General features: G+C 32.5%; 22 protein-coding genes and 1 tRNA gene. 4 read left to right on the top strand and 19 right to left on the bottom strand.

Translation table 11 applies throughout. From position 1 onward, the window contains the following. Positions 1-7: 7 nt before the first annotated feature. Both VOI54_RS03945 and VOI54_RS03940 read right to left on the bottom strand, forming a co-directional pair. The gene (locus VOI54_RS03945; protein ID WP_326281417.1) at positions 8-2461 is read right to left on the bottom strand and encodes a T9SS type A sorting domain-containing protein; all 2454 of its coding nucleotides are present in this window, start codon (positions 2459-2461) and stop codon (positions 8-10) included. 256 nt (positions 2462-2717) lie between these two features. After that, positions 2718-3302 (bottom strand): magnetosome magnetite crystal formation protein family, encoded by a 585-nt coding sequence (locus VOI54_RS03940; RefSeq protein ID WP_326281416.1) that lies wholly within the window; start codon positions 3300-3302, stop codon positions 2718-2720. A 339-nt stretch (positions 3303-3641) separates the two neighbouring features. Here VOI54_RS03940 and VOI54_RS03935 point away from each other — a divergent pair. Next, positions 3642-3715: transfer RNA gene (locus VOI54_RS03935), tRNA-Ala, on the top strand. 168 nt (positions 3716-3883) lie between these two features. On the opposite strand, the gene VOI54_RS03930 is transcribed toward VOI54_RS03935, so the two are convergent. The 11 genes from VOI54_RS03930 to VOI54_RS03880 form a co-directional block, all read right to left on the bottom strand. Next, positions 3884-4513: a hypothetical protein gene (locus tag VOI54_RS03930; RefSeq protein WP_326281415.1), complete on the bottom strand. Its 630-nt coding sequence runs from the start codon at positions 4511-4513 to the stop codon at positions 3884-3886. A 253-nt stretch (positions 4514-4766) separates the two neighbouring features. Continuing rightward, on the bottom strand, positions 4767-5420 hold the full coding sequence (locus VOI54_RS03925; RefSeq protein WP_326281414.1) for a hypothetical protein: 654 nt from the start codon (positions 5418-5420) through the stop codon (positions 4767-4769). Between the two features lie 33 nt (positions 5421-5453). Continuing rightward, entirely contained in the window at positions 5454-5666 is a 213-nt protein-coding gene (locus tag VOI54_RS03920) for a hypothetical protein (protein ID WP_326281413.1), read from the bottom strand. Positions 5667-5759: 93 nt separating this feature from the next. Continuing rightward, positions 5760-6323 carry a hypothetical protein gene (locus VOI54_RS03915; protein WP_326281412.1) on the bottom strand — a complete coding sequence of 188 codons (564 nt, stop codon included), beginning with the start codon at positions 6321-6323 and terminating at the stop codon, positions 5760-5762. 46 nt (positions 6324-6369) lie between these two features. Beyond that, the gene (locus VOI54_RS03910; protein WP_326281411.1) at positions 6370-6975 is read right to left on the bottom strand and encodes a hypothetical protein; all 606 of its coding nucleotides are present in this window, start codon (positions 6973-6975) and stop codon (positions 6370-6372) included. A 63-nt stretch (positions 6976-7038) separates the two neighbouring features. After that, the gene (locus tag VOI54_RS03905; RefSeq protein WP_326281410.1) at positions 7039-7920 is read right to left on the bottom strand and encodes a hypothetical protein; all 882 of its coding nucleotides are present in this window, start codon (positions 7918-7920) and stop codon (positions 7039-7041) included. Between the two features lie 21 nt (positions 7921-7941). Further along, positions 7942-8364 carry a hypothetical protein gene (locus VOI54_RS03900; RefSeq protein ID WP_326281409.1) on the bottom strand — a complete coding sequence of 141 codons (423 nt, stop codon included), beginning with the start codon at positions 8362-8364 and terminating at the stop codon, positions 7942-7944. Between the two features lie 243 nt (positions 8365-8607). Beyond that, positions 8608-9192: a hypothetical protein gene (locus tag VOI54_RS03895; RefSeq protein WP_326281408.1), complete on the bottom strand. Its 585-nt coding sequence runs from the start codon at positions 9190-9192 to the stop codon at positions 8608-8610. Between the two features lie 60 nt (positions 9193-9252). Continuing rightward, positions 9253-10506 (bottom strand): site-specific integrase, encoded by a 1254-nt coding sequence (locus VOI54_RS03890; protein ID WP_326281407.1) that lies wholly within the window; start codon positions 10504-10506, stop codon positions 9253-9255. Further along, positions 10506-10835: a hypothetical protein gene (locus VOI54_RS03885; RefSeq protein WP_326281406.1), complete on the bottom strand. Its 330-nt coding sequence runs from the start codon at positions 10833-10835 to the stop codon at positions 10506-10508. Before VOI54_RS03885 ends, VOI54_RS03890 begins: the two co-directional genes overlap by 1 nt. A gap of 235 nt (positions 10836-11070) precedes the next feature. Continuing rightward, positions 11071-11646: a tyrosine-type recombinase/integrase gene (locus VOI54_RS03880; RefSeq protein ID WP_326281405.1), complete on the bottom strand. Its 576-nt coding sequence runs from the start codon at positions 11644-11646 to the stop codon at positions 11071-11073. A 337-nt stretch (positions 11647-11983) separates the two neighbouring features. Between VOI54_RS03880 and VOI54_RS03875 the strand changes: the two genes are divergently transcribed. Then, positions 11984-12964: a DNA cytosine methyltransferase gene (locus VOI54_RS03875; RefSeq protein WP_326281404.1), complete on the top strand. Its 981-nt coding sequence runs from the start codon at positions 11984-11986 to the stop codon at positions 12962-12964. Positions 12965-13975: 1011 nt separating this feature from the next. Continuing rightward, the gene (locus VOI54_RS03870) at positions 13976-16675 is read left to right on the top strand and encodes a hypothetical protein (protein ID WP_326281403.1); all 2700 of its coding nucleotides are present in this window, start codon (positions 13976-13978) and stop codon (positions 16673-16675) included. Positions 16676-16752: 77 nt separating this feature from the next. Here the strand turns inward: VOI54_RS03870 and VOI54_RS03865 are convergent, their stop codons facing one another. From VOI54_RS03865 to VOI54_RS03855, 3 genes are read right to left on the bottom strand one after another with little or no spacing between them, the layout of a single operon-like run. Continuing rightward, positions 16753-17202 (bottom strand): hypothetical protein, encoded by a 450-nt coding sequence (locus tag VOI54_RS03865; protein WP_326281402.1) that lies wholly within the window; start codon positions 17200-17202, stop codon positions 16753-16755. A 39-nt stretch (positions 17203-17241) separates the two neighbouring features. Beyond that, a complete protein-coding gene (locus tag VOI54_RS03860; protein WP_326281401.1) occupies positions 17242-17709 on the bottom strand; it encodes a hypothetical protein in 468 nt (155 codons plus the stop codon). Between the two features lie 2 nt (positions 17710-17711). Next, entirely contained in the window at positions 17712-17858 is a 147-nt protein-coding gene (locus tag VOI54_RS03855; RefSeq protein WP_326281400.1) for a hypothetical protein, read from the bottom strand. A 78-nt stretch (positions 17859-17936) separates the two neighbouring features. Here VOI54_RS03855 and VOI54_RS03850 point away from each other — a divergent pair, with 78 nt between their 5' ends. Continuing rightward, entirely contained in the window at positions 17937-18188 is a 252-nt protein-coding gene (locus VOI54_RS03850) for a helix-turn-helix domain-containing protein (RefSeq protein ID WP_326281399.1), read from the top strand. A 299-nt stretch (positions 18189-18487) separates the two neighbouring features. Here the strand turns inward: VOI54_RS03850 and VOI54_RS03845 are convergent, their stop codons facing one another. The 3 genes from VOI54_RS03845 to VOI54_RS03835 form a co-directional block, all read right to left on the bottom strand. Beyond that, positions 18488-18796, bottom strand: coding sequence for a hypothetical protein (locus tag VOI54_RS03845; protein ID WP_326281398.1), 309 nt, complete (start codon positions 18794-18796; stop codon positions 18488-18490). A gap of 8 nt (positions 18797-18804) precedes the next feature. Further along, complete coding sequence (locus VOI54_RS03840) at positions 18805-19821, bottom strand: papain fold toxin domain-containing protein (RefSeq protein WP_326283133.1); 1017 nt, start codon at positions 19819-19821, stop codon at positions 18805-18807. A 148-nt stretch (positions 19822-19969) separates the two neighbouring features. Next, on the bottom strand, positions 19970-23095 hold the full coding sequence (locus VOI54_RS03835; RefSeq protein ID WP_326281397.1) for a hypothetical protein: 3126 nt from the start codon (positions 23093-23095) through the stop codon (positions 19970-19972). Between the last annotated feature and the right edge of the window lie 138 nt (positions 23096-23233).

Genomic DNA, 23233 nt, shown 5'->3' with positions numbered 1-23233 from the left:
ATAGTATTTATTCTTTTATAATTTTTTTTATTTCTGTTACTCCATTAATATCTTCTATTTGTATAAAATAAAGACCAGAACCTAAAGTAGAAGTATTAATCTGGGTTTTGTTAGAATTAGACAAAACTATCTGACCAGTATTGTTAAAAACCTCCAACTTGAGTACTTGAAAATTAGATTTAATATTTAAAATTCCTGTGGTGGGGTTTGGGTAAACTATTGAATTTGATAGTTTAGTTTCTTTAATGGATAATGCTTCTGTGTTTTCGTACCAAGTTATAGTGTCATCATTAAATGAAGAAGCTAATATATCTATATCACCATCACCGTCTAAATCTGCAGGAGAAATTATCGGAGCATTATTTAACCCTGTGGAGATATATTGAGGCGAGCTAAAGCTACCAAGTCCGTTTGTGTTTTCGAACCACGCCATACTATTGACGGAGAATGTAGCTACCACATCAACATCACCGTCACCATCTATATCGCTTGGAATAACAGAATGTGCATTATAACTATTCGTGTCCGTATAAATAATTTGTTGAGAGCTAAAGCCACCAAAGCCGTCTGTATTTTTGTATAATGCAATTTTCCCATCATTCGAAGATGCTGAAAGCACATCATTGTCACCATCTGAGTCTATATCAATGGCGTAAACCGAACCCACTTGTATCGCATTTGTTGTTATAATTTGCTGAGGGCTAAAACTTCCTAACCCATCTGTGTTTTCACTCCAAGCTATTTTACTATCTCCAAATGAAGCATAGAGTACATCCATATCATTATCTCCATCAATGTCAGATACAAATACTGATGTCGGAGAGTATACATCTGTTGTGATAATATTTTCTAATCCAAAGTTCCCTAATCCATTTGTGTTTTCAAACCACACAATTTTATTGTCTATTATTGATGAGGCAACTACATCCATATCGAAATCACCGTCTATATCACTCACAAATATAGAATTTGGGTTGTTTGAACTAGTACTAATAATTTGTTGATTTCCAAAACCTCCAAGTCCATCCATGTTTTCATACCAAGCTATAATATCGTCAGTTTTGGATGAAGAAACCACATCCATGTCACCATCACCATCAATATCACCTGCAAAAACAGAATTTGCACCATCTGCATTTGATGTAATAATTTGTTGATTTCCAAAACTTCCAAGTCCGTCGGTATTTTCATACCAAGCAATTATATTATTAGCAGTAAAAGCAGAAAGCATATCTAAATCACCGTCTCCATCAATATCTGTTGTGTAAATTGAACTTGGTTCATCATTTCCTACTACAATATTTTGCTGATTTCCATAGTTTCCCAACCCGTCAGTATTGTCATACCATGAAATTTTATCATCGAGTCGAGATGCTGACAGTAAATCGACATGACCATCACCATTAATATCGCTTGCGAATACAGAAATAGCATAATCTGCATTAGTAGTAATAATATTCTCTAAACCAAAACTCCCAAGTCCATCGGTATTTTCATACCAAGCAATTTTGTCATCACCCCAAGAAGCAGAAACTACATCCATATCACCATCTCCGTCTATATCAGTTGTAATTAATGAACTAGCATTAATTGCGTTTGTGCTAATAACTTGTTGACTTCCAAAGCTTCCAAGTCCATCAGTGTTTTCGTACCAAGCAATTTTTTCATCATTTTGGGATGTTGAAAGCACGTCCAAATCCGTATCTCCATCTATATCACTAGCGTAAATAGAAGTAGGGCCGCTTGCACTTGTGCTAATAATTTGTTGAGTTCCAAAACTTCCAAGTCCATCGGTATTTTCATACCAAGCTAATTTATTATCAAAAAGGGAAGCTGAAAGGATATCTAAGTTCCCATCACCATTAATATCAGCCACAAATACTGATTCTGGACGATTTGCACTTGTACTGATAATTTGTTGACTTCCAAAGTTTCCTAGTCCATTAGTGTTTTTATACCATGCTATAGTATTATCACCAGTTGAAGCATAAACTACATCCATATGCCCATCACCGTCTATGTCATTAACATAAATGGAAATTGGTCCATCTGAATTAGTGCTAATAATTTGCTGAGTTCCAAAGTTTCCTAGTCCATCGGTATTTTCATACCAAGCAATTTTGTCATCCCCCTCTGAAGCCGAAAGCACATCTATATTTCCATCTCCATCAATGTCAGCAGCAAACACAGATTTAGGACCACTAGTTTCTGTAGTAATAATTTTTTGTAACCCGTAATTACCTAATCCGTCTATGTTTTCATACCAAGCTATTTTATTATCACCAAATGAAGCGGATATAATATCCATATCTCCATCATTATCAATATCAGCTGAAAACACAGAAATTGCTCCATCAACTGAATATGCATTATTAACTATAATATGCTCTTGAAAATTAATTTGTGCATTTACATTAATAAATAATGGAAATGAGATAAGTAGGAGTAGTTTTGTTTTCATTTTTAGTTCGTTTATATTATTGGCAACTTACGAATAAACACAATTGCGTTTATCCACAATATATTTTATTTCGATAAATTTAATAAAAATCGTACAGAATAACTGTGTTTATAAATTAATCGATTTAGTTACGAAAAATAGAAGTATGATTTATCAAGTTAAATAATAATCAAAAACGTGGTGGGTTTTTGCACCTAAATGCATTTTAACTTAGTTTCCTATAAGTTGCTTTAATTCAATTTGTCAATTACTGTTTTTATCGAAAAAATTTGATTGCTGGGATATATTTGGTCTTTTTGTTTCTTGAGATTTTAATAGTATTAATCACAACTATGACGATATTATAGGTATATAATATCATTACAGGTATATAAATTTTTAATATACTTACTGGGGATATATGCGTCATGAATTTGCCAATTACTCCAGTGAATAATAAAATAAAATAAGAAAAATATATCATCGACCATGTAATCTCAAAATTTAAGATTGACTTACCCAGTTCGTTAACATTTTTTAATTTATCCTTTTTAAGTATCCAAAAAATCAACGGAATTATTATTCCTAAGATTGGAAAGAATAAGAACCCTAGTGCAGATAAACTCATTAGGATTAAATAACCTTTGTCTTCTTGAATTTTCCAATCAATAATTTCATCAGGTGTAGTATTAAGTGCAATTGCTAGTCGTTTTAAAGAATCTCCTCTGGGAACAGTTTCATTATTTTCAATTCGCTGTATAGTCCTTAAACTTAAACCAGAATTTTCAGCCAATAATTCTTGAGTCATTCCGCTTTGATTTCTTAAATTCTTTACTCTTTGTGATAAATTCAAATCTTTCATTGTTTATGTTTTTTAACTTGAAGCAAAAGTATTGTAAGTGATAGTATTTATGTAGCGTCTTAAATATGTCACTTTTACGTCATTTGTGTCGAAACACCCTAAATATCCTATGTCTTGAATTGTGGTTGGGAAATCTTACCTATTCTAATTTCACACAAGCTAATATAGTATTATTTGTATCTAAGCTCGATTTAATTTTTTTAAAAAACGTGGTGGGTTATGGTAGTGGGTTTTTGCACCTAAATGCATATATTTGCATCCAAATGCAGGTAAATGCAACATGACTTTAATCTTGCAAAACACTTGTAAACACTGTAAGGTGTTGTAAATAAAGACCATGGGGATGTAGCTCAGTTGGCTAGAGCGCTTGACTGGCAGTCAAGAGGTCGTCGGTTCGAATCCGATCTTCTCCACTAGTAATAATAAGCCTTAGCAGATGCTAGGGCTTTTTTGTTTTTTATGGTGGTGGGGTGTTGTGGTGGGTATTTCTACTTAGAATATTATTGGTGTAGACTTTCAATAATGCATACTATTCCGTTTTAAGTTTGACCAAAACACTTATTTACTATTTTTCAAAATGATTAATCAACCTTAAAACTTTCATTTTTTTTAACTGTAAATGAATACACTTCTACATCTTCATAATATAATGTGTAACTGCCTTTTTCTTTTTCTTTTGTGGGAAATAAAACAGAATAAAACTTATTTTTCTTCTTATTCAATCTTTTAATATTCTCATTAGGGATTATAACAGGGGCTAGTCTAAATTGATGTGATATATCCTTTACACCAGCAGTTTTTGTGCTTTCTAATAGGTAGTGGTCAAAATCTTCTATTCCTTCCTGACTGTATTTTAGAAACGAATCTTCATGCTTAAAGTCTTTTAACTTAATTTTTTTTACTTCATAATAATCGAAAAAAAACTGTTTTGGTCTGTGTCTTAAATTTCTATTATTATCTACCAAAGATAGTTTGTTAAAATCTATAATTGTCCCTGACAGCTCACCTCTTAACTTAAATCTGATATAGATAGTAGCCAATTTTTCAGCAATGGCTTTTGATTTTCCATACCTAGGGGTGTCAAAAAAAACCGGATTAACATGTTCGACCTTTCTGATAGAAATGCTTAAATCTTCGTCTAATTTTTTGAACTCCTGAGAATGTCCAAAGAAGAATGCAATTTGAATTAATATGAGCGAGGTAATTTTCACAATTTTAATTATTTTTAAAAGATTTTAGTATTCATTATTCGTTTATACACTTCATAGATTTAGTTAATGTATATTCCATAAATAAGATTCTTCAAAGTCAATTTGTAGCCTATCCCAAACTTTAAGTATGATTCTGGCAAGTCAAACTCAAAATCGTTTTCATCGATATTCTGCCTTCGTTTTTTCTTATTAAATCTATCAAAGAATCCCATTGTTTAGTTTTTAGCTCAGTTCTATATGTTTATTAATTCATTTAATTTTTGTCTTCAGCAATATAGTCATTAAAATCTTCAAGTTTACCATAGAAAGGTTCTCGATTTGTCAAATCATCCCATATTTTAGAATTGAAAATATTATCGGACAAACCATTTTTGAATATATAGTAGGCATCGATACTGTTTCCAGATTTCTTTATTCTGTCATGGTAACTGCGTTTATTTTCCGAGTCCATAATCATTATGTGCTCAATTTTATTTTTGAGTTTACGTACTCCAAGAAACTCTTGTCCACCAATCAAGCTTAGCATACCATTAAATTCAACAATAAAATGGTTTCCTTCATCATTGTAATTATTGATTTTGATATATCTGTCAATATTTATTTCTTGTACTCTTACTATGCCTGAATCGATTACTAATGATTTCTTTTTTAAGAATTTGGGGAAACTAATTAAATCCTTTATTTCAAGAGTAAACATCCAAATCATGAAAAAAGTAATTATTCCTATTGGAATTATAAGCCAAAGAGAAGGAACATAATATATTAATAATCCAAACGCTAACCATATGAGTAATTTCAAGAATATTGACTTAATGGTTTTATGGTATGTTTTTTTTACAAAAGCAATTTCTTTAGCTAGAATTTTTTTATCATGTCCTGATAGTTCTCTTGTGTAATTTCTAATCAACTTAATTCTTTGTATTAATTATTCTTCCGTAGCTTATTCAATAATTTCTGAATCCAAAAGCATTAATGATTGTTCAGGCCCTTCATCCATTAGAGTTCCATTAACAGTTAATTTACTTTTCTCTTCAAGTTTCCTTTCATTAGGTTTGTTCTTGAATAAAACAGTCATTTTTCTTTTTATTCCTTTATATTCGATTTCGGTTGAAAGGTACTTATGACCGCCATCGGCTCCTGTTGAAAGTGTCATGAAACATGTTAGATTGAATGTGTTCATTTTAATATTTCACCCTAAAAATTACAGAATTAGGTGTTTCGACTCAGTTCTTTGTTAACAATTGTTTTAATTAAAAATATATTGTAACGATAGAGATGATAAATAGCCGCCACTAAAATCACCAGTGCCATATAAGTAAGAAGCTCGTATTCCAAATGGTTCAGAGCCTATTTTAAACCTGTAACCAACATTTGCAATTGGGCCATTCATTGCTTTTTTGACTAAAATAGAATCATTTATAATTCCGTTATTAATATTACGTCCAGATTGTTCGAAACTATATCCAATACCTACAAATCCACCATTGTTATTTTCCGATGACTCTCTACCACTTCCAAGTCCAAAATTATAATCAATAGTTATTGGAATATGAAATGTAATTTGATTATCATCTACAAAATTATTGTCTAAGTTATATCCAATACCAATATTAGTTCCAATCGATATGGTAGAAGAATTTCCAATTTCTAAAACGTTAAATCTAGGTGAATATGTTATACCAATTGCATGCAAGCTAGCTTTTCTGGTGCCTATAAAACCAGTTGCTCCTATTGAGTGTGAAAATGTTTCTTGTGCTATTGTAAGATTGGAAATAATAATTAAGATTGTTGATACAAATATTTTTTTCATATGATTCTTTAATGTCTCGTCCAGAAATATGGCTACAGGTTAATCTTTATTTTTTAAAATTATTTAGAATATATTGGTAATCGTTGTCCGTCTCACTTGAAATAATAATTCCGAATGTTTTTAACTTATATGTTACTAAATATTGTGTGAGATATATTTTTTCTACTCCAAAAGTCTGTAAGTATTTAACCTTTACAACTTTAGAATTCCCATAGCTTAAAAATTTACTTTCAAGTCTTTTCCTTTCTACTCCAAAAGATTCAGATTCAACAAAAAGATGATTTTCAAGTAAATCAACATAAACTTCAACGGCTTCTTTCGTCAGTTGCACATAGTCCCCAAGTTGAAATGATATATTGTTTCTATAATTATCTTCCTGAATAAAAATTTCTATCGATTCACCCATTTTTTTGAAATTTTCCAATTTCCGAAGCTCGTATTCTGTAAGTTCATTTTTGTTGGGAGAGTTCTCAATAAGTTCAGCAAACATTTCTATACTTGACTTTTTAAAACCCTTTGGAAGATAAATTTTCTTTTCAAGAAATTCAACTAGTTGTAAATTACTGTCTTTAAATTCAGGTGCTATTTCTTTTTTGTCAGATTTACAACTGATAAATGTTATTAGTATGAATATTAGTAGGATATTTTTCATGATGTCTCTCCCTAATATGATTACGACTTAATTAAGTTTTAACTTGGCTCTTTATATGATATGTTATTTTGTTTTAATTGGAATCGATAATTCAATATTTGTCCCAACAGCTTTTTTATCTGCGGTTTTGGTAGGAATAAATTTGGGTAATGACTCAATGATTTTTTTAATTTCCTTTCTTGCTTGATTCCCGCCAGAGATAGAATTTAAAGTTTCTACATTTGAAACATATCCTGTTTTTGATATACTTACTTTGAACTTTAATATGCCTTCTTCTTTAGGCGGTTTAATTTTTAAGGTTTTCAATTTATCTATAATAAATGAATGAATGGACTTCATTGTACATTCAGTAACTTTCGATTTATCGGATTCATTTTCGCAGCCAACAAATGACAATGGTTGTACTAGCGACTCAGTTTCTTCTTTATTAGGTAGACAAATGCCTTTAATTCCCTTTTTGTTAGTTATTGCTACAAGTCCTAATCCTTTTTTATAATAGCGTTTTTCTTTAGTTCCGTTTGAATATCTATTTTCTACCACTAAGAGGTTTTGATAATTACAATATGGAGTTTCAAAAGAGCCATTGATTTCGGCAATCTTTCCAGTATCCCAACTAGCTCCTTTTTCAGGTATTGCTATAAGCAAAATATTATCTTTTTTCTTTACCTCATTGTACATGTAAATAGTATCATTTTGGTTTCTTAGTAGCAAAACATAAATAGTTCCCTTTCCAAAATCTTGCACATATTTATAATATTCTTTACCGTTGATTTCAATTTTTTCAGTCACTTTTTCAACATAAAAGGCATCTCCCCAAGTGATATGCTTTTCAAATCCAATTGAAAGAGGAAAATAACTTTCTCCAAAACTCTTGTTGCAAAATTCACTTTGCCCGAAACTTAAAAAGGGAAAAATTGTTAATAGTAAAAATGTTGTTCTTTTCATTGTTGATTTGGTTTTAACATCTTATTTAATTCTAGTATCTGCAATAATTTCTTTACCATAATAAATTTTGAAAACTTTTAAGTCTTTTGGAAGAGAAAAATACAAATCCATTTTACAGGATTTTAACTCTTTATGGTCTAAATAAGGGCAGAAATATATTGGTTCCTTTTTTGTTCCTAAATTAAGACTGGGAATGGCATCTTCGTATCCCTCAATTTTATAGTCCTTAAAAGTATCAGTTATCTCAGGTTTGTGAAATAAGACTTGTTGAAGGGTTTTATCTTTAGGTGAAGACTCAACTAACCAGTCAAATCCAATAAATATCCATCCGGCAGCATAATTATGTCGAACATCCAATGGTTTAACACGTTTTTTATATTCATCAGAAACTAAATAGAATTTATTTGGGTCTAAGCTTTCTTTATCTCCTGATATGGATTTCATTTTAAACCTTACTTGAAGCTTGGTATAGTCTTTCGGTGTTTTTATTGTATAATAATAATTGCCCCCAGCTGCTTTTTTTGCTTTTATAAACTTAAATGAGAAATCCTCAGAAACTACAGTCTCTTGACTATAGGAAGAATTAATGAGAGGAAAATAAAGTAATACAAGGATTAGCTTTTTAAAAAGACCATATAAATAACTAAAGACCATATGTGTTTATATTTTTAGTTGAAAATATATTATTTAGAATAGCATAAACTCAGTATTAAAACTTAACATATAACTTTTAATTTTGTTCTCTTTTGATAGACCAATCCACCCAGCCTTACCCTGAAAATATATTTTAAGGTTGTCGGATAATTTATAACCTACCATTGCGTTACTTCTAACATCTAGTTTGTTTTTTGCATCAATTTCTTCACTGTGGTTTAATAGGTATGATATGCCACCACCAATTCCCAAAAAGAATTTTTTATCTCTCCCTAGTTCATTGATAATGGTTGCATCTAATTCGATATAGTCAAGGTCTACAGTGTATATATTATCTTCATATCCGTTAGTTGCATATTGGGCGTTTACCAATAAATAATTTTGGTCATTTCTAAAATAGAATTCTTTTGAAAGCCCTATTTGGAATGCAGAAGTATATGTAAATGAGTCATTTCCTTGTCCCGCACTTCCATCAGTATAAAAGATTAACTCTCCGTTAGGAGCATAGGCATTTGAGATACCATAACCAAACTTTAAACCAAAAGTTTTGTCCTGTGAATAAGTATAAAATGAAGAAAAAAGAATTATAAGAGCAGAAATTTGTTTAGTTTTTCGCATAGTTGGATTATAAGAACCTTATAAATATAAGGAATTAGCTTACATGTGCAAATTACTAATTTATTCAAACACCCTCATAGTTAACCCTTTTGCTACAACCTCAGCATCCACATAATGCTTATTCAAAACCCGCATACTGCCATGTGAGCTTAATTCAATCATATCATCGCCAGCACTTTTATTTAGGTAAGACAAATATGTTTTCCTTAGAACTTTAAACTTTCGAGGTTCTACTTCTGGAAAAGCCTGTTCATAATAATGACTGAACCCTTTTGATAAGCATGCCATAATAGTAGTATATTTTGCTTTTCGATTTGGAGCGAGTATAAATAAATCACTTTCCTTTAAATCCTCATAGCCTAATTCCATTAACAAATCCATTAAATCTGGACCAACAGGAATAAACTTATTTTTAAACTGTTTACCTGTGATTCGCTCTACCTTAAGATTATCTATAACAAACATTAAACAGCCGCTCTTTTCACTGAAAAATAGGTCACTCCATGATAATGTAACCAACTCTTCACGCCTTAGTCCAGTATATAGAGCTAATTTGAAACCATCCTTTAGATAAGGTCTGTAATTGTTTTTTATTTCTTTTCTCTTACCACCCAATTGCTTGTACGGTGTTTTAGTATCTACGGCATCCAATACAGCGTAAAACTCTTCTTTTGTGATGGAGCTAGTATCATATTTAACTGGTTTAAACCTTACTTTTTTAAATGGGTTTCTCATTAATACCCCAACGTGGTTAATCATGTGATTTATAAAACAGTTTATCATTTTAAGCATGGAAGGATAGCTTCCTTCAGCATACTTTTTTATTATAAACTTATACCAGAATCCAACATGATTATCATTTAAGTCTTTTATATTGGTAGTTTCTACTTCAACCCTGTTTTTTCTCAAAACATCAATTAATTGCTGCACAGCTTGTTTGGTAGTGCCTAAATGATTTGTAGTTAGATTTTGTTTTAGATGCTCTGGCACGTCTATCCCATATTTAAACTTGATAAACATATTAGCAGCTTCGAGAATGGAAATGTTATCTGGGTCTACTTCATCACTGATTGAAACGTTATTTACAACTCCATTTTTTACATCATTTTTAAATTGAATGGCAGACCTCAACGCCTTATCATAATCTTTAGTTTGATAAGTTTTAGTTTTTCTCCTATCCCCTAATGAGATTAAGGATTTATAGCTTTGATTATCATAATGATTACATATGTCATTATGATAGTTGTACTGCTTTTTACATTTAGTACAGTAAATTCTTAGTCCATATTCATTCTTTTTTATTTTTAACTTCATTATTTTATATAACTGTTTTCTTTATTCTTTTTCACTTTTATTAATTGTTTTCTTGGGTACAATTCACTTATAGCCTTTACCATTCCCTTGTCGGGAGTATTGGCATCGTAAATTTCAAACCACTTGCTGGGATAGCTAATTTTTAATTCCTCGACAGCAATTTGTTGCTGTTTCAATTCAAACATAAATTGGTTAACAACATATTTGCGACCAATCTGAGATATGGGTATGCCATTATCATTCAGCCATTTTATTGCAGAACGATTGTCATCCAAGTCTAGGAAATTCCTTATTTGCTCTAAGGTCAGGGTTCTTATATCTAACATCATATTTCACTTTTTTTACTTTATTTTTTGCCATAGCTATGGCTGGTTGCTCCAGCTTCATCTTGCAACTTTATAGTAATCCGTGAAATTTTTTGTTAAACTGTTGTTGGAAAGAAATCTGTGGATTTTCCCATCATCTTTCCAATAATAGTAATATTCAACGAGAAATGCAAGAAAAACCAATAAAAATATTTGGTTATTTAAATTTATTTTTGTATTTAGAAAAACTACCCCTTTTTTATACACTTAGATATAAATTGCTTATTTCTTCATCACGAATTCCTAAATAAATCTTCGTAGTCTGGATACTTGAATGATTGAACAACTGTGAGAGTAAGATTAACGCTTGTTCACTATAATTGTTTTTGGTCCATACTTGACGACCTAGCGACTTTCTCATAAAGTGTGAGCTATATTGTCCTTTAATTTGGTAATGCTCAAATATTTTTTTGAGTTTAGTGTTTACATACTGTACACTTATTGGTTGTTTACCAAAACGGTTAACAAATATGTAGTTGTCTATATTGGGATTTAACTCTTTTGCGATGCGCTCCACAATTTCCTTTAATTCTGGATTGATAGTTATCTTTCTATGCTTTTTAGTTTTCTTTTCTGTGAGTTCGCAAAATTCTTTATTTAATAAATCCGACCATCGTAATTGAAGTAAGTCAGAAATACGCATTCCCAAGTAGCACCCACAACTGATTAACATCGAAAATTTATAATCTCGGTCTCGTTCCAGTTTTAGTACTAATGTTTTCATTTTATCCCATTCCAAGAAATCTGATTTTGTCTTTTGTCCTTTAAGTGCCATAATTTTTCTTTTTATATTTCAGTTTTGATGCTCACAAACGCTTTTGAAATGTGTTAATACTTCTCTTTTTTTTAAACCCTCGAAAAGCATTGTTATTACTAGGTTTTTCAAAATTTATTTCACAAACAAAGAAAAGTGAAACGTACTCCACAATTATAGTAGGACTTAAAGGAATACACCAGCCTAAATTGATATTTTTCTTAATTACCCGACATAAATATAAATTCTCCCGTTATTCCGTAATCACCTACAAACAGGGCGATTGGAGTATTTCCAATTATTATAAAATCTCTTAAACGGCAGCAACAAACTGTACTATTTATTAATAAAGAATATTATGAATAGTACAGACATCTCAAACGAAACTGGTCTAACAGTTTTCTCTGCCTTCGATGGAATTTCGATTGGTCAGTTAGCTCTAAAACAATTAGGAATTAAAATAAACAAATATTATGCTTCGGAAATAGACCCGAATCCTATTAAGGTAACCCAACACCATTTTCCCGAAACGGTACAATTGGGAGATATAAGAAACATTGATGCTAATACATTACCAAAAATCGATTTGGTTTTGTGTGGTAGTAGTTGTCAGGACCTTTCTGTAATGAACAAGGTACGTCTGGGGCTTCAGGGCAATAAATCCTCTGTTTTCTTTGATGCGGTGCGTATCTTAAATGTTATTAGAGAAAAGAATCCGAACTGTATATTTTTATTCGAGAATGTAATTATGCCATCCGTAGACAAACAAATCTTTACGGAATTATTGGGAGTAAAAGCTCCTGTCAATATAAATAGTGGACTTTTGGGCCCCGCATTTCGCAATAGATTATACTTTACAAACTTGAATGATATTACCATTCCAGAAGATAGAGGCACCTATCTTAACGATGTTATTGAAAATGGCATGTTACCACCAAATACTAAAGGCAAATGCATTTTAACACGTGGCGCAGGTCAAACTGTTAATGCTTTGCATAGACATTTAAAACGTTCTGTGGGTAACGTAGTTTATTTGGATGAGCAATATTGTAACCTTAGTAAACGCTTTAAAAAAATTCAGTTGGAACAAATTGAAAATGACCAGTCCGTAAAACGTTTGTTTAGACCTATTAGCATTTTAGAAGCGGAACGTTGTATGACAATTCCTGACGGGTATACAGCTATTTTAAAGCCCACTGCTAGATTAAAATGTTTAGGCAATGCATTTCACCTCGAAACCATAAAATACATACTAAGGCACTCAGGTTTGATCGCTAATGCGATCAAGCCCGTGCCTAGTGATAATGCTGTTAATTCGTTTACCAAGGTGGCTTCCTGAAAAGTTAATCGGGTATTTGATTGGCTCGGTTTTTAATACCATATCCAGTTGGTTTAATGTAATTTTTATGGTCATGACTTTTTATATATAAATAGTTGAATATTGAAGTACCTTTATTTTTTAGCCAAAAATTTTATAAAAATTTTTTCCGGGATTTATGAATGACATAGACCCAATACTTATTTTAAGTCCGTCAAAACCCATGTAAACGGGGTAATCTGTAAAGGCTCTTAAAATATTTTTTTTAGAAAAACAGCCCCCGGGGTGGGGAATCCGCCAGCATTTGAGCCTCTCGGGGGCGTATACAAGCCACCATATCCCAAAATCCTGATATAAACGATGGTTCTTGCAACCCCACGCCACGGTGCGGTTAGGAACGGATAAACATTGGTTACAGGTACAAATTTTATTCATTTTACCTTGACATAAACCTAAAATATTACTATTATTGGAACAATAGGTTTTCAAAACAGTTTGAATTGTTGTAAAACCTATACGAAATATCACAACAAAATGTTTCGTTTACAGGGGGTCGTGATGCACGTAGTGTATATATAATAACACAGCCCCAGCACGACCCCCAAGAAAACACTTGAAATTACCATGAATAAAGGATTAGTTGTGTTTTAGAACTAAGAATTTAGTACGAGTTTTTTCGTACTGTTTCGTACCAAAAAATAAATTAAAAAATATTTATTTTAGGTTTTTATTTACTTTTTGGTGTACAACTATATATTTATATACAAAGACATTTATCTGACAATGGATTAAAAATACATTACTTAACGTTGCCCTTCTGGGCTTAAAGAAGTTTGTTTTGAAGTACATGTCAGATGGTACGGATGGACAAACTTTTTTAGTTACTCCCAATTCGTACAGCACCAGTACCTAACCAATGGTATTGGTGCGCTATTAATAAGTTGTGGTGCATATTCCAAACAGTAAGGTAATACTGGTGCATCTACGACCTTGGGAACGCATTACCAGAGCGTTCCGAATTTCATAATACTAATGTTAGGTAATGAAAACATTAAAACGCTTCTATTCGATTCAAAATATATTTCGGGTGAAGCTTTACAGGTACTGACCGACTTTTCAAAAAATAAATACGTCATCAAAGCTACCACAGGTATTGGAGCAACCACTGCCATTTTAAATTATAAAAAAGGAATCTATATCATCGTTTCACCGTATGTGGGCATGATAAAATCCAAGGAAAAGAATCGAGGTAATTACGATAGCGATAAACAGTTTTTCATTTACGAAGGCTCCAAGGATTCGTGGTATGAATTGGATAAGCTTATGGAATATCCAGATGGTAAAAACATCATCATCAATACCACCCCGGACCAAATAGTAAACGCACGTGAGTGCTATTACCGATGGATGGTGACCATACCGCTATTCATAGACGAAGTCCATCTAAACGCCCAAGATGCAGATTTTAGGGATAGCTTGGGGCAGTTTATGGAATTGGTATATAATGAGTGGAATGCTTGTTTTACACTCAGTACGGCAACGCCATTTTATAAATTCTATGATATACCAGATAATATCAAAATGGATTTTTATAAGGTGGAACGCAAACACCAACCCCAAAAGCATATTGATATTACCAACGATAAAAAAGCTATACAGCAATTTGTATATGAGCAGCACGAACAAAATAGGTTAGTGGTGGTTTTTACCAATAACAAAAATCTACACACCTCACTACGTGATCTACGCGTAGCGAATCTAGTGGGAGATACGCTCCGATTGAAGCTGGCACCATATAAACGAGGTATATCCTTAGATAAACTCGATTACGATAATATAGATGTACTCATGCTATCCAGTAGTTATTTTGCTGGCTTCGACATCGATAAAAATTGTAGTATTCTGGTGGTCAGCGACCAATCCAACGAAGCTTGGAAAATAAATGCTAACAATGTGGTACAAGCGTATGGAAGGTGCAGGCAGAATGTTCACCAAGCATTGTTCGTTAATCTACTTTCCAACAAGAAAACTGATAATAAACCACCTAAATCGATTCTGGAACTGCAAGGCATTTACGATGCCTATAAAGCAAAATCCGATGCTTTAAGCTCATTGCTATTTGGTGGCAATGGTTCCATGTTCAATGATGAACTCAGGGGCTATGTGGCTAAGTTCAAATACCTCAATAGGGCTAAGGTCATGGCGGATTTTATTATTGCCGTGGATGATTACCATTTATATAATGAAACGGTGTTACACGCCACTTTAGAGGCTTATGGATTCAGTATTGGCGTATATGAATCCGAAGATGACAAACTAAAAAAGGAGATAGGGACACAGTTCGGGGAACGCATCCAAAACCTGCTAAAATTATCCCCTAAAAATCTAAGGAAAGACTATACCAACATCAAGTACAACCTGAAAAACAAAAAGGACGGTACTTATAGCCCCAAGTTGGCTTTGGAGTACCTAACGGCGTACCTTTTGAAAATGACCGATGCCGGTGATTTGATTGCTAAACTGGATAACAAACGTATCTATCCGAGCGAGTTTTACGACTATTTCAATGCGTTTCTAGCGGTAAATGGAAACCACCGTAATCTAACGGTAAAACCTGATAGAAATATTATTAATAATAACCTTCATTATCGTGATAATGGTGCCAGAAAGGTGCTAACTAAAAAAATAAAATATGTTGATGATTGGTATATGCTTTATGCGATACACCAAATAGGTGCGAAAAAGTATTCCAGTAAGGTGAAGCGTAACCTGAACATCCTTCAGGCATCGTTTAACGAAGGTATTTATATCAAGTATCAGAATGACCCTAGTAATAAAAACAGGCTTACCAAAAACGTTGTAATAAAACAGTTGAAGTACGAAGGCATTACGCTAAATGATAAAGAACTGGAACGTTTGCAAAAACAGGTTAAAAAGAATTTTAATGTGCTTAAAAAGGGTAAAAACTTTGGTCAGTTCTACAACCCCAAATACCTACATAAGGTCATGAAAGAGGCAATTATTTACTGTTTAACCAATGGTAAATGTGGTTATAATAAGATTGTGGATTACAGGGAATACAACCCAATAACGGCATTACCTAAAACATTGCGTAGCATTATCCCGCTAAAGTATTTGGAGATAGACCTATCCTATGCCAATGCACAGTTCATTGATATTTTACTAGGAACAAATCTGGCTAATGTGGTTTATATTAATTTGATGGATGCTTTTAATATAACCCGTAACGAGGCTAAAACAAAATTTAATGCCACACTAAATAATTATAAACTTTCGGTGGCAGAGGCTTCTAAAATATACCAAAAGGCGGGCTACCCAAAAGATAAAGCAATACAATTGGCTAAACTGACCGCTAATACAGAAAAAGGTGGTTTCTTTAAGAAGATGACCGAATATGAGGAATTATTAATCGGTACTTACGGTGCGATGATAATGGATAAGGTGTTTAGGTTTCATGATGCCTTGGTAGTTAAGGAATCGGTTGTTAGGGATAAGAATATTGTATTACCAACGGTGGTAAAAATTAAAAAAGACCCGATACCTGTGGAGTTTCTGGAATTGGTGAATATTCCGGACAATTGGGAAGCACATTACCATATTGGATACTATAATGCACCTGATAAGGAGTATAGAGGACCTGTAACGGCAGATGTTCATGATTGTGATAAAATGTTAGGTGATAACTTTACTGTTGTGGATATGGCTTCATAGAACTCTATTAAAAAAGACCGATGGATCAGCGATCCATTCGGTCTTACATAGATGAGAGAGACTATTAATTAAATTACTCAATTAGTAACTTTCCGTAGCAATAATTTGGTATTGGCATCAATTTCTCCTGAATCTTCATCGATGGGATTTAGGTATATATCGTTGCCATCTTTGTTAACGATATAGGCATCTATAACCGAAATATAAATATTTAGGGTGCCGTTGGATAGTGCCTCGTAGTTAAAACCGAAGCCACCAGAACTGCCACCAGTGCATTCCCCATTATTAAGAGTACTTCCAGCAACAACATCGTAGCTACCACTTAAATCTTCATAGAATATAAAGTATTCACCATTGCATTCTTCCACATCAATGACCTGACCATTTTGTATGCGTTGGTAGTTTTTCCATTTACCAACTATTTCTGTTAGTAGCTGGTTTGAGGCGGTTTCATTATCATCGCTGGAACTACAGGAAAATGATAGTATTGTAATAATGATTAAGGTTAAGATTTTGAATTTTTTCATAGTTTAAAATTTTAGATTTGGGTTAATGGGTTTTTAATTTTATTTATTACCAAATAGTGATTTAAACTTTCCAAAAATAGAGGTGTTAGCAGAAGGTGTCACGGCTTTTTTGTAATGCTCATTGTTCAGAATGTCTTCTTCGGTGACTTGTGCTTGCTCTTTAGGCATGCGTATAACAGCTTTTATATTTTCCAGATAATAGTTGAAATCGGAATTTGGCTCTCTAAGTAGAATTGATACCGTACCATTTTCCATATTCATTTCAATAGAATCGGTTTTAAATACTAAAAGGTCATATTGCAACCAATCTTTTAATGATGTACTATCCATCCCTCTAATATCAGTGAATTTAATGTGATATGTGCCAGTAGTAGGGAACTCCAATACATGCATCAATAACTCAGAATCTTCGTGTCTACCTTCTATAACCAGCCTGAAATCATAAATCCCAACGCTTAGTTTCTTTAATCCTTTAACAGGATTTAATTCTTCAACGATTCCACCCATAGTTATAATTCTTTGATGGCTCCAGTTTTATGGTTTGGATTTTCTTCACGTGCGATTTTGATGGCTGCTGCTTGGTTGGCTGCAAATACACGTGTCTTGGTTGGTAGTCCACCACCTTTTTTATAAAGGTCTATTAAGTATTCTTTCATGATTAAAATTTGATTTGTGATTCAAATATAGACATATTTGACTATTAAATTCAAGTTTTTTACCACGATTTTTAAATTGTGGGTAAAGAAAAGAGAAAAAATATACGAGATGATGAATTTCTTAAAGAATTAGGAGTTCATTTTAGAAAAGTTCGAGAAAGTAAAGGTCTTACTCAACAAGAACTTGCTAACCGAATTGATGTTGAGGTTATGCAAATAAGTAGAGTAGAAAGAGGCACGGTAAATACTTCAATTTGCATGATAAAAGAAATTGCTGATAATCTTAATATACAGCTTTCAGAACTGTTTTCTTCATTCAAGGAAAATTGACCTAATCTTTTTTAACCTTTAACCAATTGGATAAACCTTAAATATTAGCACATAAAAAAATCGAGCATAAATCTTATACCCGTTTTAAAATTATTTAGAGTCATCCACTAATCTATACCAACAGGTTTTAATTTTAGCGTTTTAAGACTTTATAAGCGTATAAAATAATAATGGGTATACCTTAGCACACCCATTACCACATAGTATTTTGTTTTTAATTAACTTATCTACAGTGGTTTAAATTAAAATATTAGTGCATCCACTAATTTAGACCATTACCGGTAGTAACACACTATGACCTAGCGGGGATTATCGTTATAACCTAGAAAATTAGAAAATAAATTCAAAAAAAGCTCAACCGAATGTACATCATTAGTTGAATAATACCTTATTATTCTATACCACTTAGCATTATCATCCTTAAATTTTAATTTTTCCTTAACATATTTTGAAAATTCTTGATTCATTATACCTGAAAGGTGTTCATCTTTAAATGTATAACCTAAAAAGAAAAAATAAAAATCTTCCACTTTATTTATAGCAAACATACCAGGTTTATTAATAATGATAGAAATTGCCTCTAAATCCTCCTTTTTTATATTTTTCAAAATGTATTTTAATTTGTTTCTTCTATTACTTTTAAAAATTCACCTCCTTCTTTAAAGAGGTCTTCGCTAGGTACTACTCCCTTTCCCGGTAAAAACCCTTCAACATCTTTAAAGTAATCAACTTTGTTTATACCATCTGGGTGCAAGTTATCATAAATTATTGATTTTCCGTCTTTAGAAATTTCTATAAATTCATGATATCCATTATCAGACAATTGTTTATTTGTTGTTTTCCTTGATGTACCTATAAAACCTCCATCTCCTATCTCAATTGAATAACGCTTTATTTTACCACCTACTTCTGAAACTGATTTTTGAAAAGTTTTTACAAACCCTTCAGCATATTGTGTACATTTACCATATACATTGGTGCCTACAATTGCTTTTGAATTTTGAATTAAACCTTTAATCGTTTGTGAAAACTGAGTTCCTCCACCAGTAGGTTTAGTAAGCAAACCACTAGGTCCTCCGTAAAATGTAGCCGACAAACCAAGAACGTCTAATAATCCTAATGACCCATCTTTAAATGACCTTTTAACATCACCTTTTCTAACACGGTAAAAACCATCATCTCCTTGCTCTAAAGTTTTTACTGTCCTGCTATTAGTACTATTAGGCTGGGTACCTGTGCCATATGTTTGAATCCAAGTATAAGTATTATAACTTGCTACTTCAAGACCATCCATAATTGTATTTAACAAACGTATCCCCGCAAAAGGGTCATATTGAAGGTCATAATCATCAGGTTCCAACCCTTCCAATTCTTTAAACTGAATAACTTTATTACCACTAAAAACATAAGGAGAATAGTAAGGATAATCCCTTTCTAACGGGTCAACCGCAAAAAATCTACCAACACGTGGGTCATGCATCCTAAACTTATAATTCAGGCTATTCCCTTCCCCCTTAATCTCATCATCTTTCTCCTGTCCTTGGAAGCCATATCTATAAGAGTCAGAGCTACCATGCCTGTTAGGCAGCAGTTGACCGAAAGAGTAGTAATCATTATATGTAAGAACGTCTATGGTAAATATACTACATTATTTTGTTTAGACTAGAAACAAAACCTTCAAAATATGGCTTAACCAAAAATAAAATGGTGGTGGGTTTTAGTGGTGGGTTTATTCCTGACTATTGAAAATTATTCTTTATTAAAACTATTCTAATTTTATACTATTGAGAACAATTACCTGTACTAATTTCACTTGTTGTGGGGTTATATTGATTATCGTTTATTGTTACGGTTTTTATTGTACTTAAATTAGTTACTTCTTTTAAAGCACAAAAGTTTGATAAAAGAGGGTTCGTTTTTATGGTTAGGATATCTCCAATAGAAGTGATATTATTCATTCCATTCAGAGAAGCTAGGTTTAAATTATTTCTAATTTCCATACGACTGTTAATAGAAATTAGGTTGTCAAGCCCGTTTAATGAAGTTAGAAGGTCATCATCAAATAAAGATAGGTAATCTACTGTTTTAAGGTTATTGAGGCCCTCAAGGGAAGTTAATGAGGGGTTACCTGTAAATGATAAACGTTTTCCAACAGATTCAAGATTGTTAAGCCCATTTGCAGATATTAAATTGTTATTTTGAAAGACGGATAAATCTCCTATGATTGATTTAAGGCTGTTTAGTCCTTGAAGAGATTCCAAGAGATGGTTCTGAGTGATGATTAAATCTCCAACAGATTCAAGATTGTTAAGTCCGTTTAATGAGTTCAATGCACTATTTCCGTAGATATAAAAATCTGCTTCAACATTTATGAGGCTGTTTAGTCCTTCAAAGGATGTTATAAGTGAATTTCTGATTTCTAAATTTCTAGCAGATTTGATATTGTTCAGCCCTTCCAAAGAAGTCAATTTATCATTGAGATTAATTTCTAAATTACCTACTGATGTAAGGCTTTGAAAACCGTACAGCGAGGTTAAGGAATCATTGTTTTGAATTAGAATATCATCAATGAACTCAATATTGCCAAGTCCTTCTAGAGAAAGCAATCCGCTATTAAGTTCAATTTGTAGCCAATCAATAGACTGGGTATTGCTCAACCCTTCTAAGGAAGCTAATTTACTATTGGAAAGTATTTGACAACCATTAAGAGATGTAAGACTATTAAGTCCTGTAAGTGAGGTTAAGTTTTTGTGATTTGAGATGGATAAATTATTAGTTATAGACGTGATGTATTCTAAGCCTTCAAGATTTATTAAATTGTCATTCCCATAGAGGTGGAAATTCTCAACGGTAGTTAGGTTGTTGCTAAGACCCTTCATGGAAGGGAGGTTGCTGTTTGTAATTGATATCTCTTTTGTAGATATAAGATTGCCCAGTCCTTCCAGAGATGAGAACCCATTATCGCCTTCAATTTTCAGTCTACCGGTTATGGTCGTAAGGTTATTAAGCCCTTCAAGAGTATTAAGGCTGGTATTATCTCTGAGGCTAATAATGTTGGCGGTTATAAGCCCATTAAGCCCATTAAGCGAAGTAAGGTGCGAATTTGTAATTGATAGAGATGTGTTAATGGTTTTAAGGTTGTTAAGACCTGTAAGTGATACTAAATTCTCATTTTTATTAATGTACAGGAAGTTTGTAGAGGTAATATTATTAAGCCCATCAAGAGATGTTAAATTAGGATTTCTAGAAAAGGATAATTCATTGTTTATGGAAGTAATATTATTGAGCCCGTCAAGTTTACTCAATTGAGTGTTTAGTATGACAAGCCCCTCGGTTTTTTTTAAATCGGACAAAGATGTTAAATCCGTTATTTCAACGGTTGTTAATTGTTTACCTATGGTTAATTTTCCTGAAATGGCATCATAACCAAGTGCTCCAAAATCTTCAACTTCTTGTTGAGTAGTCAATTGGATGTCACCTATATAGGTTCCGCCGCTAGTTTGGTTACATGTATTTACTGTTCCCAAATAAACATCTCCAGGACTTAGATTAAAGATAATCTCGTCACTTTGTGTTTTGGTATCATAATCAACAATAACATATGAGAAATTATTACTATCACAGTTAATAAAAGTATAATCTATTATTCCATTGTCTAAATAAATAAAATCATGTAATGCATCATTTTTATATAAGGCAACAAATCCGTTTGTGATTGGATTATTGTTACAATTATTAGCAATTAGATTTAGCGTTGATTGAGTGACAATATCTGGTAGATTAGGAATTGTAATAGTAACCGATATGTCACTTAGATAAGGCCCTATATTTTGAACATAAAGTGGCTCGGTGAAGCAAGCATCTTTACTTTTATAAACTTGTATTGATAAGGACCTATTTTTTGGAAGTAATCCACACTCTTCACCTAACCCATTTGTAGACCCTTCATAATAAATGATACCATCACTATCAGTAATTTTTATAACAACACTTGCTAGGGGAGATTCACTTTCTATAGTAAAACAAGCTTTAATGGATTCGAAAGGGATGTCAATATTCCAAGGAGTAAAATGAGTAACTTCAGCAATATAAGTATTGTCTATTTTATTGGCGTTACCTTCTTCTTTCCAATACCCCACCTCGTGGTCAAAATACCATATAGGAATAGATTGTGGGGCATCAGGAGTACTTGTATCTACGGGGAATGTTAAAATGGCTGGAGAACTTGGGTTTATATTAAGTTTTTCTCCAGAAGGAGAATATAAATTCACAAATAGCATACCGTAAGTTTCCATGCCTGTTGGTGTACCATTTTCTCGCCTGCCAAAAAGCATTCCGGGCATTGTAGAAAAGGTTGTGTCCATATTAGGGGGTAAGTAATCTAGCATGACATTTACCTGTCCATTATAACTACTACCGTCTGCATTTATGAAGTCACCTGTAAACTCGACTTTAGCACCATTGCTTAACGTTACCTCAGAACTAGAACCTGAATTAACGCTGGCTGTGTTTTCCTTTTTTAGCAACGTTATTTTTACGTTGTTAGGGCTATCTTGAATAGGTATTAATGATTTACTGCCTTGTATGTATCCTGTTGCAACTACTTTAATATGGACGAAATTTTTATTTACAGAAATGTCATTTATAATAAAAACGCCATTTTCATCGGTAACAGTCGTTTTTCCTTTTAGCGATATAGAAGCGTTTTCTATATTAACTCCATTTTTGTCTATAACTTGACCTATAAAACTTGCTGTAATTTCTTCGCCAAAGTTATTTTGAGCAAATTCCTCATCTGTTATAACAACAGGTGGTTCTATAGTAACTGGTGGGGTATTTGAATCATCATCTTTATGACAACCAATAAAAAATATACACAAAGTAACTAGTAAAGTCAGGTTTTTCATGATTCCATCTTATTTAAGGTAAATATGTCTTTGCAATATTAAAGGAAAAAGATTACAATCATAAAGGTGTTTTAGGTTTATTACTCAAAAATTTTCATAGTTAACCCCTTAGCAACAACCTCAGCATCCACATAATGC

It is taken from the genome of Alterotamlana spongicola (assembly GCF_035818475.1).
GTDB lineage: Bacteria > Bacteroidota > Bacteroidia > Flavobacteriales > Flavobacteriaceae > Cognatitamlana.
The sequence above is the reverse complement of the archived record's forward strand: the minus strand, read 5'-3'. Positions and strand labels throughout refer to the sequence as shown.